This window comes from Vagococcus fluvialis (genome assembly GCF_003337315.1).
Lineage (GTDB): Bacteria > Bacillota > Bacilli > Lactobacillales > Vagococcaceae > Vagococcus > Vagococcus fluvialis.
In genome coordinates, this window is record NZ_QPJV01000004.1 from 189784 (window position 1) to 205287 (window position 15504).

Annotated in this window: 16 protein-coding genes; 11 read left to right on the forward strand and 5 right to left on the reverse strand. The window is 31.8% G+C overall.

Going from position 1 to position 15504, the window contains the following annotated elements:
- The first annotated feature begins 47 nt into the window (after nucleotides 1-47).
- Entirely contained in the window at nucleotides 48-371 is a 324-nt protein-coding gene (locus tag DFR54_RS05970; RefSeq protein WP_114289445.1) for a MazG nucleotide pyrophosphohydrolase domain-containing protein, read from the forward strand.
- 14 nt (nucleotides 372-385) lie between these two features.
- Here the strand turns inward: DFR54_RS05970 and DFR54_RS05975 are convergent, their stop codons facing one another.
- Together DFR54_RS05975 and DFR54_RS05980 are read right to left on the reverse strand one after the other, a co-directional pair.
- Nucleotides 386-760 (reverse strand): hypothetical protein, encoded by a 375-nt coding sequence (locus DFR54_RS05975; RefSeq protein WP_114289447.1) that lies wholly within the window; start codon nucleotides 758-760, stop codon nucleotides 386-388.
- A gap of 80 nt (nucleotides 761-840) precedes the next feature.
- Nucleotides 841-1704, reverse strand: a complete 864-nt coding sequence (locus tag DFR54_RS05980) for a YitT family protein (protein WP_227258697.1) — start codon at nucleotides 1702-1704, stop codon at nucleotides 841-843.
- A gap of 424 nt (nucleotides 1705-2128) precedes the next feature.
- Here DFR54_RS05980 and DFR54_RS05985 point away from each other — a divergent pair, with 424 nt between their 5' ends.
- The 9 genes from DFR54_RS05985 (at nucleotide 2129) to DFR54_RS06025 (ending at nucleotide 11877) form a co-directional block, all read left to right on the forward strand.
- A complete protein-coding gene (locus tag DFR54_RS05985; protein ID WP_114289449.1) occupies nucleotides 2129-3679 on the forward strand; it encodes an ABC-F family ATP-binding cassette domain-containing protein in 1551 nt (516 codons plus the stop codon).
- A gap of 188 nt (nucleotides 3680-3867) precedes the next feature.
- On the forward strand, nucleotides 3868-4503 hold the full coding sequence (locus tag DFR54_RS05990; protein ID WP_114289451.1) for a hypothetical protein: 636 nt from the start codon (nucleotides 3868-3870) through the stop codon (nucleotides 4501-4503).
- Between the two features lie 112 nt (nucleotides 4504-4615).
- A complete protein-coding gene (locus DFR54_RS05995) occupies nucleotides 4616-5731 on the forward strand; it encodes a helix-turn-helix domain-containing protein (RefSeq protein ID WP_114289453.1) in 1116 nt (371 codons plus the stop codon).
- Nucleotides 5732-5733: 2 nt separating this feature from the next.
- Nucleotides 5734-5958 carry a PLDc N-terminal domain-containing protein gene (locus DFR54_RS06000; RefSeq protein WP_227258693.1) on the forward strand — a complete coding sequence of 75 codons (225 nt, stop codon included), beginning with the start codon at nucleotides 5734-5736 and terminating at the stop codon, nucleotides 5956-5958.
- On the forward strand, nucleotides 5955-6860 hold the full coding sequence (locus DFR54_RS06005; protein WP_114289455.1) for an ABC transporter ATP-binding protein: 906 nt from the start codon (nucleotides 5955-5957) through the stop codon (nucleotides 6858-6860). Before DFR54_RS06000 ends, DFR54_RS06005 begins: the two co-directional genes overlap by 4 nt.
- Entirely contained in the window at nucleotides 6857-7621 is a 765-nt protein-coding gene (locus tag DFR54_RS06010) for an ABC transporter permease (RefSeq protein ID WP_114289457.1), read from the forward strand. The genes DFR54_RS06005 and DFR54_RS06010 overlap by 4 nt, the downstream gene beginning before the upstream one ends.
- A gap of 155 nt (nucleotides 7622-7776) precedes the next feature.
- Complete coding sequence (gene ppdK / locus DFR54_RS06015) at nucleotides 7777-10404, forward strand: pyruvate, phosphate dikinase (protein WP_114289459.1); 2628 nt, start codon at nucleotides 7777-7779, stop codon at nucleotides 10402-10404.
- Nucleotides 10405-10423: 19 nt separating this feature from the next.
- Nucleotides 10424-11050 carry a helix-turn-helix transcriptional regulator gene (locus tag DFR54_RS06020; protein ID WP_086341642.1) on the forward strand — a complete coding sequence of 209 codons (627 nt, stop codon included), beginning with the start codon at nucleotides 10424-10426 and terminating at the stop codon, nucleotides 11048-11050.
- Nucleotides 11047-11877, forward strand: a complete 831-nt coding sequence (locus tag DFR54_RS06025) for a pyruvate, water dikinase regulatory protein (protein ID WP_114289461.1) — start codon at nucleotides 11047-11049, stop codon at nucleotides 11875-11877. Before DFR54_RS06020 ends, DFR54_RS06025 begins: the two co-directional genes overlap by 4 nt.
- An 89-nt stretch (nucleotides 11878-11966) precedes the next feature.
- Here DFR54_RS06025 and DFR54_RS06030 read toward each other — a convergent pair whose 3' ends face one another.
- Together DFR54_RS06030 and DFR54_RS06035 are read right to left on the reverse strand one after the other, a co-directional pair.
- Nucleotides 11967-12332 carry a hypothetical protein gene (locus tag DFR54_RS06030; RefSeq protein WP_114289462.1) on the reverse strand — a complete coding sequence of 122 codons (366 nt, stop codon included), beginning with the start codon at nucleotides 12330-12332 and terminating at the stop codon, nucleotides 11967-11969.
- An 82-nt stretch (nucleotides 12333-12414) separates the two neighbouring features.
- The gene (locus tag DFR54_RS06035) at nucleotides 12415-12957 is read right to left on the reverse strand and encodes a DUF2179 domain-containing protein (RefSeq protein WP_086341646.1); all 543 of its coding nucleotides are present in this window, start codon (nucleotides 12955-12957) and stop codon (nucleotides 12415-12417) included.
- A gap of 157 nt (nucleotides 12958-13114) precedes the next feature.
- Between DFR54_RS06035 and DFR54_RS06040 the strand changes: the two genes are divergently transcribed.
- Entirely contained in the window at nucleotides 13115-14773 is a 1659-nt protein-coding gene (locus DFR54_RS06040) for a glycerol-3-phosphate dehydrogenase/oxidase (protein ID WP_114289463.1), read from the forward strand.
- Between the two features lie 14 nt (nucleotides 14774-14787).
- On the opposite strand, the gene DFR54_RS06045 is transcribed toward DFR54_RS06040, so the two are convergent.
- Nucleotides 14788-15501, reverse strand: coding sequence for an alpha/beta fold hydrolase (locus tag DFR54_RS06045; RefSeq protein WP_086341648.1), 714 nt, complete (start codon nucleotides 15499-15501; stop codon nucleotides 14788-14790).
- Nucleotides 15502-15504 lie beyond the last annotated feature (3 nt).

A 15504-nucleotide genomic window follows, 5' to 3' on the forward strand; every position in this document is an offset into this window, starting at 1 on the left:
AGGTAAGTACCAAGATGTATATTAATAAAAAATATAAGGAGTGTACGATGAATAAATTAACAGTTGAAGAGCTACAATCATATTTAGGTAATAAATATAAAGAAACAGGAATCACAGAGAGTCTTTTTATGAAACTTGTTGAAGAAATCGGTGAGGTTGCTGAAGTTCTTAACAAAATTGATGGCAGAAAAAAGAATACGACAGATCATAATCTTGCTTTTGAATTAGCAGATGTTATTCATTATACATTTGCAATAGCAGCACTTAATAATATTGATTTAGAACAAGCGATTTTGGAAAAGGATAAGATAGGTTCTTTAAAATATAATCAATATCCTAATTTAACAGAGTTTATATCTGAAAATAAATAATTAATTCCTGAGTATTAAATTTCATCAACTAGCTTTATAAATGCTTCATAGTTAATAGGTATTAGATTCTCTACACTATATGGAAGCTGGAAATCAAGGATGTCGTAAGTTTTTTCAGTTACGTAATAAACTTTTTTACCAAGAGAGATAGCTAGGCCTAGTTCGAAATAACTTGTTTGATCCAACTCACCAGTCATATAAATAAGGGAACTCTTTTTTATAGTAGCAATCGTTTTATCTAGTGAATTCATCATCCCAGTTGTAATTGAAAAATCACCTACAAATCCAAAAGCAAAATTATCAATGTCATTTATAGGTAGATGTGTAATGTTTGATTTAATGATGGGATTAGTTGAAATTTGATAAATGAATATTTCTTGATGAGTCATTAGTGTGAGCAACTCCTTTTTGATTATTATAGCATAAAAAAAATAAAACACCTTATGAATTTCATAGAGTGTTGTTACTTTTAATCTCTAAATAGAGTGAAACCTTTACCGTAAACTTCATTGGCACTTGAAACTACCATGAAGGCTTCTGGGTCCACATCAAGAATTGCTTGTTTGATAGTTGTGTAATTATTTTCTCGAATAGTCGTCATAATCATTTTTTTCTGATCTAAACGATGACCACCTTCAACAGGTAAGAAAGTAACACCAGAATCTAATTCAGTCATTAATAATTTAGAGATTTCTTCGTATTTAGGCGAAATGATAAATAAATTCTTAGATAAGTCAGGTCCAACTTGAACTAAATCAACCATTCGACTTGTTAAAAATAGTGAAATAAGTGCGTATAAAACTTGTTGGACATCGAAGATTAATAATGCAGATAGAATAACTAATCCATCACAAAATCCAACTAAAATACCTAATTTTAAGTGAGTGAATTTTTGAATAATTTTAGCAATTAAAGTTGTTCCTCCTGTTGAGCCATTTCCTAAAAAGACAAGCCCAACACCAAGACCGATACAAAGTCCACCAAAGATAGCAGCTAAGATAGGTTCATGAGTAGCTGGTTTAATAAAGTGTAATAAGGAAATAAATAAAGGCACAAGTAAACTTCCTAAAATACTCTTCATAAAGATTTCTTTTCCTAAAATCAGAAAACAAGCTGCTAGTAGAAAAATATTTACTGCATATAAAACCATACTAGGTGACCAATTAAACATTTCATGTAAAATAATAGTCAATCCATTAATACCACCTGAAACAATTCTATTTGGTAATAAAAAAGCATTAAAACCAAGAGCTACCATAAAGGAACCAGCTGTGATTAGAATAACTTCTACAACTCTTTTTCCAAAAAGTTGATTTAATTTTTGAATGATCAAAACAATTTCCCCCTTAAAGACAAATAGTAACTTACTTTTATTGACTTTACAATATTAGGAAGCGTTTACCTTAAATTTGTTCTGTTTGACGTGGTTTTTTTAGTGTGTTATATTGCATTTAACAACATTAAGGGTGAGCAAAATGGTTTTCATTAGACGAATTTGCTCTGAACATTAGATATAGATGAAGCATATGTTCAGAGCTTAAAGAAGAATTTCTTCATCACTATTACGAATAAGGATTATAAAAAAAGACTAAAAGAATTAGTCTTATTTTGTGGTGCTTCTATTCTAGTAGTGATTGTGGAGAGGGCGACTGGTATGTGTTAAAGTTGTTCTCTCTATTTTTGTCTAGGATAGAAGTAGAGAGGTCAATCAATTAACTTTGATTTGGCCTCTTTTTGATAGAAAGAAGGATAAAATAATGAGTATATTAACAATTACAGATTTAAATTATGAATTACCGGATAAAGTATTATATAAAGATAGTTCCCTAAGACTTAATAAAGGTGAACACCTTGGTTTAACAGGGAAAAATGGTGCTGGGAAATCAACATTATTAAAAATGATTCAAGGTGAAATTTTACCAGATAGTGGTCAAATTGTGTGGCAAAATAATTTACGTATTTCTTATCTAGAACAACAGTTAACTTATGATGAGGGCGATACGATTTTTGATTACTTGAAGCGTGCCTTTAACCATTTATATGAGATGAATGATAAAATCCAAGCTTTGTATATGGAGTACGCTGAAAGTTATGATGATGCTCTTTTAGAAGAAATTGGTCAGTATCAAGATATTTTAGAGAATAATGATTTCTATAATATTGAAACTGAAATTGAACGTGTAGCAACAGGACTTGGGATTACAGCTTTAGGTCTTGATAGAGAAGTGGAAGCATTAAGTGGTGGGCAACGCTCAAAAGTTTCCTTAGCTAAATTATTATTAGAAAAAGCAGACGTCTTTTTATTAGATGAGCCGACTAACTATCTTGATGTGGAGCATATTGAGTGGTTATCTGACTACCTTAATCAACTAGAAGATGCTTATATTGTAATCTCTCATGACAGAGATTTTTTAAACCGTGTGACTAATTGTATTTGTGACATTGAGTTCCAAGTGTTATCGAAATATATGGGTAACTATGACAAAGCCATGAAACAAAAAGAGGCTCAACAAGAGCACTTACATCGTGAATATGAAAAACAACAAAAAGAAATTGATAAATTAGAAACTTATATTAGAAAATATAAAGCAGGAAGTCGTTCAACAATGGCGAAAAGTCGTGAGAAACAACTTAACCGTATGGATAGATTAACGCCACCAGTAGCACCAAAACCAGGACATTTCCATTTTCCTTACTCAGCTTCTCATGGAAATTTAGTAGTAGAAGCAAAACGTCTTGAAATTGGTTACGGTAAAAAAGCTTTATTACCACCGATTAATTTATTAGTTCAAAATGGAGAAAAAATTGCGATTAGTGGGTTTAATGGTATTGGTAAATCTACATTATTAAAAACATTAATAGGCGAAATTCCAGTTATATCAGGTGATATTGAATTATCAAGAGAAGCTAAAATTAGTTATTTCTCTCAAGATTTAGTCTGGGATAACCCTCATCAATCAGCTTTCGATTGGATTAAAGAGCAATTTCCAAAATTAAATAATAAAGAAGTTCGTCGTTATTTATCACGAAGTGGGATTGTTGATGATAATGTAACAAAAGCACTTGATCAGTTAAGTGGTGGGGAACAGACAAAAGTGAAGTTATGTAGCTTAACTCTTAAGAAAAGTAATTTCTTAATTTTAGATGAGCCGACAAACCATTTAGACCAAGGAACAAAAGATGGTCTGAAGAGAGCCTTAAAAGATTTTGAAGGAACACTAATTGTTGTTTCTCATGAGCCTGAATTTTTCGATGGGTTAGTTGATAAACAATTTGATGTTGAAAGCAATACAATGAAACATGTTTAATAAAAGGATGAGTTAAAAGTCGTTTTGCTCGAAGTAACTGAAGCAGATAAGAAACAATTGGCTTATTTCCGCCAAAGCTATTTCTATAACACTGTTTGTTCATAATGAAGGATGTGCATATTCATATTGAGTCTTATAAGTATTTCATGTAAGATTTAAGTTAATACGTGTAGGAAGAAGGGGCTTCAATGACAAATTTTATTATGGGTCGTCTTGTAGTGACAAGAGCTGAGATAACAAGTTTTACTAAAATCTTGTTTTTAATGTTTATATCACTTCTTGTCTTTTGGTTAGTAGGTAGTATCCTTTCTTCTGTCATGAAAAAAAGATATAAAAAACAAAAGAAAAACAATAAAATTTGGTATCTGATTAATATGGTGGTCGGTATAATATCAGAAATATCATTATTATTAACAGGAGCAACATTATTTATTATGTTGACACTTTTAGCAACAATTGAAACCGAAGTTGCTCTTAAGGAATATGCCATATTTATTATTTTAGTCGCTATATTTTCTGGTATCTTGGCTTATATGGGCTTAGTGTTGTTAAGTCGATTCTTTTTAAAAAAGAAAAAACGCCGTAAAATTAAGTATTCCGAGTATATTGTTACTCTTTGTATTGTCTCATCAATTCTCTTTGTAGCCATGTATTTGTTATTTCCAACCAGTTTTAAAAGAACGGCTTTAATTTTTATTATTAGTTACTTCTTTATCTTTTTAGTGGGAATTTTATTTCAAAGTCTTAGTTATCAAAGTAGAGAAGCGAAAAGAAAAGAAAAACGAAAAAAATCTAAAAAAAATAGAAAAAAGAAAATTTCTTAGGAAGTTTTCTTTTTTTGTTTCCTAATGAGAAACTTTTTCCACTTTTGTTGTGCTTAACTCCATTGTAGTTTTGTCATAAAAGACTTATGATTAATTTGAAGAGGTGATAAATATGTGGGAGTTTAACATGGGAGCAGTTATTCAGCAAAAAAGGAAAGAAAAGGAATTAACCCAAGAAGAATTAGCCCGCCTTATGGGAGTTTCTAAATCCTCAGTGTCAAAGTGGGAGACAGGACAAACGTATCCAGATATTTACTTATTACCTGAGTTAGCTACATTCTTTAATATATCAATTGATTCTTTGATGGCTTACAAACCCCAATTAGATAAATTTCAAATTAGAGATATTTATGTAGAATTCAGTGAAAAATTTGGAAAAGAACCATTTGATACGGTTTTTGAAGAGTATAAACTAATAGTCAAAAAATACTATGCAAGTGAACGATTTCTTTTGCAGATGGCAGTGTTGCTACTTAATTATTCTAGCTTAGCTAAAGAAAGTAGACACCAAGAAATATTGAACTATATTATTGAATTAACGAGTCGAGTGAAAAAAGAAAGTAAAGATCCAAGTTTAATGACTCAAGCTAACGTTTTAGAAGGTTTTTGTCAGCTTCAATTAGGGAATATTGATGAAACTTTAAGGGTTTTAAACCACGATGCATTAGTTTATATGGGACAAGAGCAATTATTATCTCAAGCTTATGCTGCTAAAGGAGATATAAAAAAAGCACAAGAGATTTTACAGGTCACACAATATCAACATTTGATTGGGCTAATTGTCACAAGTGGTGATGAGCTAATTTACGAAATTGGAAATATTGAGAAATTTGATGAAATTGTTTCTCGCGTTAAAGCATTAGCAAAAACTTACGACTTGAAACATCTGCATCCTTTTTTATTAATAACCTTTTTAAATAATGTTTTTATTTCTTATACGCAACAATATAGATTTGAAGAAGCTATTAATACAATGAAAGAGATTGTCGATTTAATGATTAGTCAGATTTTTCCAGTGGAATTACACGGAGATGATTATTTTTATTTATTAGATGATTGGATGATAGAGCAACCAAGTATTAATACTAATATGCCTAGAGATGAAAAAACAGTTAAGACAAGTTTAATTGAATTTTATGAATCTCATCCAGGTATTAGTACGTCTTATAAGGATAATAAAGAATTTAATCAATTATTACAAAAACTAAAAGAAAATTGTGGTGAATAAAAATGAATACAACAACAATATCAATGGAACAATTTATCGAGCTATTACCAATTATTACTCCTATTTTGCTCATTCAATTAGGATTAATCATCTTTTGTTTAAGAAAAGTACTAAAACAAACAACTTTTAAATTTTTAAATAAACCTGTTTGGATGATGATTATCTTATTTGTTCAATTATTTGGTCCGATTGCTTATTTACTTTTAGAAAGAGGCGAGAATGAATGACCGTCTTAAAAGTTTCTAATATCGAGAAAAGGTTTGGACAGCAAGAAGTTTTAAAAAGTGTTAGTTTTGAAGTGCCAGAAAATAGTGTTCTTGGATTTATTGGACAAAATGGTGCTGGAAAAACAACTCTAATGAAAATGATTGTTGGTCTTTTAAAGCAAGACAAAGGGACTATTGAGGTATGTGGTAAAGAGGTGACTTTTGGTGAGAATGAAACGAACCAATTAATTGGTTATTTACCAGATGTTCCTGAATACTACAGCTTTATGACAGCAAAGGAGTATTTAAAACTTTGCGGAGAGGTGACTGGTGTTCCTAAAAATGAGTTAACGAAACGAATTGATGACTTACTTGTTCTAGTAGGTTTAAAAGATACGAAGAAAAAAACTAAAACTTATTCAAGAGGTATGAAGCAGCGTTTAGGTATTGCTCAAGCCCTACTTAATAGACCGAAATTATTAATTTGTGACGAACCTACATCAGCTCTTGACCCTATTGGACGTAAAGAAATATTAGATATTTTACAACAAGTTAAAGGAGAAACCACAGTCCTTTTCTCAACCCATGTTTTATCTGATGTGGAAAAAATTTGTGATCATATTGTGTTACTCCATGAAGGTGAAATTAAACTAGATATGACACCTGAGACGTTTAGAAAAAACTACAGTGTTGAAAAAATTAGAATCAATTTAGAACAAAAAAATGCTGTTGAAAAGCTAAAAATTAAATTTGTTCTTGAAGAAACAGCCCATAAAAACGACTATTTAATTGTCGCAAGTCATTCTTTAGCTGAAACTCAAAAAGAGTTATATCAGTTTTTAGCAGCAGAGGAAATTTATCCAGAGTGGATAGGTGTGTATCAACCAACTTTAGAGGAAATTTTTACAGAGGTGGTCTCATGAGAGCATTAAGTGCATTTTTAAAAAAAGAATGGCAAGAAGCTCTTGCTAGTTACAGATTAGTTATTTTAATTATTTTATTTGCCTTATTTGGCATAATGAATGTTTTTACAGCTAAGTACACACCAGAAATGATAACTTATTTTGTTTCAGAAGAGTTTGCTAAAAGCATTCCAACACCGACATTAATAGATGCTTGGTTACAGTTTTTCAAAAATATTGGCCAAATTGGTGTGAGTGTCACAGTTATTTTATTCAGTGGGACTCTCACACAAGAATATAGTAAAGGAACACTGACATTACTTGTTACCAAAGGGTTATCACGTTGGAAAATAGTCACAGCTAAGTTTTTAATGAATAGCTTTATTTTCACCTTAGCCTATTTATCAGGCATATCATTAACTTTCATCTATGGTAAATTTTATTTTGATTCAATGGAAGTACCTCATTTAGCTTTTGGTTTAATTAGTTTATGGCTATTTACTATTTTTCTAATAGCTTTAATTAATTTAGGTTCTGTACTTTGTGCCACAAATTATTTAGTTTTATTAGTTGTAGGTGGTGTGAATGTCATTCTAATGCTATTAAATTTTATACCTGATGTTAAGGAATATAATCCAATCAGTTTATTTACAGCAGGCACACCTTTAATTCAAGGTGATATGGTACCATCAGATGTGCTACCAGCCATTTATGTGACAATTGGTATAGTTGTTATTATAAAAATCTTAACAATTGTTTTATTCAATAAAAAATCTTTATAAATCCTTATGACTAAACACTTTTAAAGGAGTGTTTAGTCTTTTTTTATTTTAATAAGACCTACCTTTTTAAAAATATATAAGATGTCCTATTGAAATTATATAATACGTCATATATAATTCAATCATACTTAAATAAGATATTTGGAGGTCTATTCATGACAAAGCGTGTGTATCGTTTTAAAGAAGGAAATGCAGAAATGAAAGAAATATTAGGAGGGAAAGGAGCAAACTTAGCTGAAATGACGCGTCTTGGTTTGCCTGTACCAGATGGTTTTACTATTTCTACAGAAGCCTGTATGGACTATTTAAACAACGGACATTCCTTTACAACTGAACTTAAAAAAGAAATCGAGAAATACTTAGAACAATTAGAAGTAAGTTCGGGTAAGTCTTTTGATGATCCAGAAAACATCATGTTATTATCTGTGCGTAGTGGAGCCAAATTCTCAATGCCAGGAATGATGGATACCGTTTTAAATTTAGGTTTAAATGATGAAAATGTGGAGCATTTAGCCAAGATTACAAATGATGAAGCATTTGCTTATGATTGTTACCGTCGTTTACTACAAATGTTTGGTGACGTTGTTTTTGGTATTGATACGTCACATTTCGAAAATTTCTTAGGATTCTACAAACAAAAAAATGGTGTACTTGTAGATTCAGACTTAACAGCTGAACAGTTAAAAGAAATTGTGGTTGAATATAAACGCTTATACTTAGAAATTAAGAAACAGGAATTCCCACAAGATCCTCGTGAACAATTATTTGCAGCTGTTGAAGCAGTATTTAGTTCTTGGAATAATGAAAGGGCTATTTTCTATCGTCAGTTACATAATATTCCTCATGACTTAGGAACAGCTGTTAATATTCAATTAATGGTCTTTGGAAATAGCGGCGAGGAAAGTGGAACAGGAGTTGCTTTTACAAGAAATCCTTCAACTGGTGAAAATAAATTATTTGGTGAATATTTAATTAATGCTCAAGGTGAGGATGTTGTAGCTGGTATTAGAACACCGCAACCAATTTCTAATTTACATGAAACAATGCCTAAAGTGTATGATGAGTTTGTTGAAATGTCTGAATTACTTGAGAAACACTATAAAGATATGCAAGATATTGAGTTTACGATTGAAAATAAAAAATTATATTTATTACAAACTCGTAATGGTAAACGTACAGCTCATTCTGCCTTTAAAATTGCTGTAGATTTAGTGAATGAAGGCTTAAAAACAAAAGAAGAAGCTATTATGAGTTTAGATGCTCAATCAGTTAACCAATTACTCCACCCTGTATTTGTTGAAGAAGCTTTAGCAAAAGCTAATGTGATTTCGAAAGTAGGTTTACCAGCAAGTCCTGGTTCTGCAACTGGTCGTATTTGTTTTGATGCAGCAACAGCTAAAGAGTGGGTAGATCGCGGTGAAAAAGTAGTTTTAGTTAGACAAGAAACCTCTCCTGAAGATATTGGTGGTATGGTTGTTAGTGAAGCTATTGTAACTAGTCGTGGAGGAATGACTTCTCATGCTGCTGTTGTGGCTCGTGGAATGGGAACATGTTGTGTCGCTGGATGTAGTGAACTTGAAATAGATGAGTTTTTAAAAGTAATCAAATACCCAAATGGTACTTTAACTGAAGGAGATATTATTTCAGTTGACGGAACAAATGGAGATTTATATGTTGGTGAAGTTGAATTAACATTATCTGAGAAAAATGAAGACTTTGAAACAGTTATGGCATGGACAAAAGAAATTGCTCGCTTAGAAGTTAGAATGAATGCTGAAACAAGTTCAGATATCAAAACAGGAATAGCATTTGATGCTAGTGGTATCGGCCTTGCAAGAACTGAGCATATGTTCTTTGCACCAGAGAGATTAATTGAAATGCGTCGTTTTATTTTATCAGATAGTACGTTAACTCGAAAAGAAGCTTTAGAAACGATTCTTTCTTACCAAATTGAAGATTTTAAATCAATTTTCTCAACTATTGAAGAAAAATCTGTAGTTGTCCGTTTACTTGATCCACCATTACATGAATTTGTTCCATCTAAAAAAGAAGATGTTGAGCGCGTTGCAAAAGAGATGGATATGAAGTATCCAGTGTTGCAACAACGTATTAATGAATTACATGAAGTTAATCCTATGCTAGGCCATAGAGGATGTCGTTTAGCGATTACTTACCCTGAATTATACTTAATGCAGGCAGAGGCGATTATCCGTAGTGCAATTAGTATGAAAGAAGAAAAGAACATAGACGTGAATCCTGAAATTATGATACCATTAGTGGGAATGAAGGGTGAATTGACTGTCTTAAAAGAAAAAATCACGAGTCATATTGAAAGTATTTTACAAGAAGAAAAAGCGACTATTTCTTACACTTTAGGAACAATGATTGAATTACCTAGAGCGTGTCTGATTGCGGATGAATTAGTTAAAGATGCAGACTTTTTTAGCTTTGGAACAAATGATTTAACTCAAATGACTTACGGCTTTTCAAGAGATGATGCAGCGAAATACATTAATCAATATGTAGCAGATGGTATCTTACCAGTTGACCCATTCCAAACAATTGATGTGGATGGTGTTGGTGAGTTAATTACTGTAGCTGTTAAAAAAGCAAGAACGATTAAACCGAAAATGAAAATCGGAGTTTGTGGGGAATTAGGTGGCGATCCTGAATCTATTTTATTCTTTGATAAATTAGGTTTGGATTATGTGTCTTGTTCACCTTACCGAGTACCTGTCGCTTATATTGCAGCAGCTCAAAGTGCTATTCAGTTAAAAAAATAAGTTAAAATGAGGGGACAAAATGGAGTTAAGTGAACGTCAAAAAACAATTGTTGAGATTGTTAAAGCAAATGAACCCATAAGTGGCGATAAAATTGCTGAGTCTTTAGGACTTACAAAACCAACGCTGAGAAGCGATTTAGCAGTGTTAACCATGACAGGGGTACTTGATGCTCGTCCAAAGGTAGGTTATATCTATTCAGGCCTTTCTTTTGAACCTTTACTTCATGAACAATTATTTGAAACACAAATCGGTGAATTGATGACCTCAAGTATCATTGTTTTTCCAGATACAAGTGTCAGAGATGCGACAACTTCACTATTTATGTATGATAGTGGTTCTTTATATGTAACAGAGGCTGAATCAGGAGATTTGATTGGCTTAGTATCTAGAAAAGATTTATTAAGAAGTTTATTAAATAATCAAGATAATGAGTTATCTGTAGCGATTATCATGACTAGGATGCCAAATATTTTTGTTGCCTATCCGGAAATGACAGTGTTAGAAGCAGGTAAATTATTAACAAAACATGAAGTGGATTCCTTGCCAGTGGTTGAGAGTAAAGGATCTAAAAAAGTCATTGGTAAAATTTCTAAAACACGCATTATGGAACACTTTATTAAAATGGGGAGCGAAGGAAACAAATGAACAAACTAAGAGAAAGACATTACCGACAAGTTAGACTATTTGTTGTATCAGACTCAATAGGAGAAACGGCACAAAGAGTGATTAACGCAGTATTAGCACAGTTTCCAGACTTGAATAACTATGAGATAAAGAAATTCCCTTTTGTTGACTCAAAAGAAGTTTTAACCAATATTTTATCTGATGCCTTACAAGAAAAAGCAGTTGTTGTAACAACTTTAGTTAATGAGGAATTAAATGAATTATGTGCTGATTTTGCAAGAAGAACTGGTTTAGAGTATGTTGATTACATGTCACCACTTGTAAAGATTGTTTCTGAGAGAACACAAATGACACCATCTTACCAAAGTGGTTCACTTTATTTAATGGATGAAGACTACTTTAATCGTGTGGAAGCTATTGAATTTTCCGTTCGTTACGACGACGGGAAAGACCCAAAAGGTTTCGCCAAATCAGACTTAGTCATTCTAGGTATTTCAAGAACATCAAAAACGCCTTTAAGTATGTATTTGGCTAACCGTTCTTTTAAAGTTTCCAATTTACCATTAATACCAGAAGTACCAGTACCTAAAGAGGTTTTCCAAATTGATTCAAGACGAATCATTGGTTTAACTGCTGATCCAGAGTATATTAGAAAAGTCCGCCAATCAAGACTTGTTTCACTTGGTTTAACAGGAAGTTCTTCCTATGTTTCTTTAGAAAGAATCAAAGAAGAATTGAAATATTCTCAAAACTTGTACCAACAATTAGGAGCAACGATTATTAATGTAGAGAATAAATCTATTGAAGAATCAGCTCAACTAATTGAAGAACACGCAAAAAGTTTCTAAGTAGATAAAATAATAAGAAAAAATGATAATAAATAAGAAAAATAAAACCATGAGTTCAAGTAGATATGAACTCATGGTTTTTTGTCTGTTTAGTTTAGTGATTCTAAATATGAAATTCCTTTTTGAATATCTTTTTTAGGAGGTAAATAAAGAAAGTCTTTATCTCTTTTAGTTGCTTCTAAATCAAGACGACCAATCCCTGTTACTTCACTTAATTTAGCAGTTGATACTTGCAATTTGTCTGCTAAAGACCACATGTGGTTAATTTCTTCTATCCGATTTTTTTGGTAATAACTTTGAGCTTGGTAGGTAGCTCCTATAAACAAGAAGTAATGAACAAAGCTCCAACTATTTTTTCCAAAAATTAAAGTAAGAATAAAAAGAATGATCGCAAAAATAATATATATAAATAGTGATTTTTGTTTAGAAGTGAGTTCTTTAAATTTACCTATCATAATTAACCTCCAAAAACATATTATAGATAAATTAAGTTTATCATTTTAAAATTAAAATAACAAATGTACTTAAGTTGAATAGTTAATTTTTATTAAGTTTTTTCTTCTTTAATTTTTTTGACCAAAAGCCGCCAGAGATATATTTAGGTTCATGAGAAATAATAAAAGCACGTTCATCTAGTTCTTTAATCAACTTATAAAGAGCGCGCTCACTTTTTCTAGTAGAAAGAATTTCTAGGATAACCCGTTGACCATCGCGACCTTCTCCAAAGCTTTGTGTCACACCGTATCCTTCTTCTCTAATCAGCGAAGTCAGATTCGGTTTTAATTCATCTACTGGCAAAATAACAGTGACCATAATGTAACCTAATGCTAAATAATCCTCAATTCGAATACCAACACTAATACCAACTGCATATCCTAATGCATAAACAAAAATATTAATAGGACTATCAATATGATCAAGAACTAAGGATAGACCAACAATGTAAATCGTAATTTCTAACATACTCACAAGAGGAGCTGCTAAGCGGTATCCCTTCATTGTTAACATAAAACGCAACGTATTAAGTGTGACATAGGAAAAATTAATTAAAAATATTTGAATTAAAATAGACCAGTCCAATAATTAACCCTCCTTTTAAGTGGTATATCCATGCTATCATAAAAAAGATATTTGTAAAATAATTAAACTACAATAAAATCAACCACAAGTTTAAAAAGTTATGTTAAAATATAAGAAGTAAACGCTTATAATCAAAAAACGTCTAGGAGGATGATTCATGTTATTTTCAAATAAAGAGAGAATAAAAAATCTCGAAGCAATGTCAGAACAAGAATTAGATGTTTTAGTTATTGGTGGTGGTATAACAGGAGCTGGAATTATTTTAGATGGCACTCTCCGTGATTTAAAAATGGGCCTTGTAGAAATGCGAGATTTTTCTTCAGGAACATCAAGCCGTTCAACTAAATTAGTTCATGGTGGCTTACGTTATCTAGCACAATTAGATGTTAAAACTGTAGCTGAGGTTGGGCAAGAACGTGCCGTTGTTTATGAAAATGCACCCCATGTAACAACACCATTAAAAATGGTTTTACCTTTTTATTCTAAAGGAACGTATGGCTCTTTTACCACATCAGTTGGTCTTGAGATTTATGATAGATTGGCTCGTGTTAAAAAAGATGAGCGCAAATTTATGTTAGAACCTGATGCTTCTCTTGAGAGAGAGCCTTACTTGAAAAAAGAAGGCCTAAAAGGAACAGGAGTCTATGTTGAATATAGAACAGATGATAGTAGACTGACACTTGAGACTATTAAAAAAGCTAATGAAAAAAAAGCTCTAATTTCAAATTACGCTAAAGTAACAAAGCTTCTTTATAGTAATGAGTCAGGACGTATTATTGGTGTGGCTGTTATGGATACCGTTAATTTAAAAGAATACCGAATTTATGCCAAACGAGTTGTCAATGCAGCAGGTCCTTGGGTAGATAAAATTCGTGAGATGGACAATTCTAAAAAAGGGAAGTATCTTCATTTAACAAAAGGCGTCCATGTAGTAGTAGATAAGGATAAATTCCCAATCACAAATTCTATTTACTTTGATACACCTTTTAACGATGGCAGAATGATGTTTGCGATACCTCGGGAGGGTAAAGTTTATATTGGAACAACAGATACTTTTTATGAAAAAAATCCAGCAGAACCAGACATTAAGCGCGAAGATGTGCTTTATATAATTAATGGTGTTAATCAAATGTTTGACATCGAACCTTTATCATTAGAAGACGTGGAATCAGCTTGGGCTGGTGTTAGGCCTTTGATTCATGAAGATGGTAAAGATCCTTCAGAAATTTCAAGACGGGATGAAATTTTTGTATCTGATAGAGGGCTCTATTCAATTGCTGGAGGTAAGCTGACGGGCTACCGTAAGATGGCAGAAGAAATAGTTGATAAAGTTCTTAAAGACATGGAAGCCTCACATGAGGCTCGCTTTATTCCATGTTTAACAAAAGAACAACGTCTTTCAGGAGGATTAGCTGGCGGAAGTGAAGGGTTTAATCGATTTGTTGAAAATAAAGTTCGTATCGGGACTGAGAACTTTAATTTAGACAAAGAAGTAGCAGAGGCTCTAACTCATAGATACGGTGGCAATGTTGAAAAAGTTTATAACTACTTAATGGAAGATAATCAAACTGGTTTAGATGATATGACCTATGCGATGTTACGTTATGGTCTTGAAGAAGAAATGGTTATTCATCCAATTGATTTTCTATTAAGAAGAAGTAGTATGATGCTCTTTAATATTGAAAAATGTTTAGAAATTAAGGATGCAGTCATTGACTACATGGCTGATTACTATGAGTGGACTGAGGAAGTAAAAGAAACAATAACTAAAGAAGTAGAAGAAGAAATTCAAAGACATACTGTTTATGGATATTAATAAAAAAAGTCTGACTAATGAGTAGTCAGACTTTTTTGTTCTAAAAATTTTAGAGATAGTTTATTTAATTCACGTGGTTTTAATTTTGGAACTGAGTGGCCACATCGTTTGATTACAGATAAGTGACCGAGTGGTAAGTTCTTAACAAATGAGCTCATCTTATCAGGAGTCACAATATCATGATCCCCCATAACCACTAAAGTAGGGACATTTAAATTAGATAAAATATCTTTTGTGACAGGTAAATCTTCTCTAGCTAATTGTAAAACACGCTCTTTCTTTTTAGAGCGAATAATATGTTTAGCCATCCAATGAAGCTTGTTGGAAACAAATTGTTGTAATGGTTTTAGCTGATTAAAGGTAATATTAGGTGATACTAAAATCATTTGGCTCACTTTCTTTTGATAGTAACTAGCAAAAGTAAGGGCAATATTAGCGCCATCGCTAAAACCAAATAAAGCTGTTTGTTTAATTTTTTCATGCTCCATAATCACATTCATGTCTGAAACAATTTGTTCAAAACTTAAATGATCTTTTTTGTTAGATGAATTTCCATGATCTCTTGTATCCATTAAAATCAACTGGAAACGATCTTTAAAGAAATTAATTTGTTGTTTAAAGTAATTATGACTGCCACTATTTCCGTGAATAAAGAAAAGTGGTGGTCCTTGTCCTATTGTTCGATAAAAAATATGAGAACCATCAGTTGTTGATACTAGTTTTTTCATCTC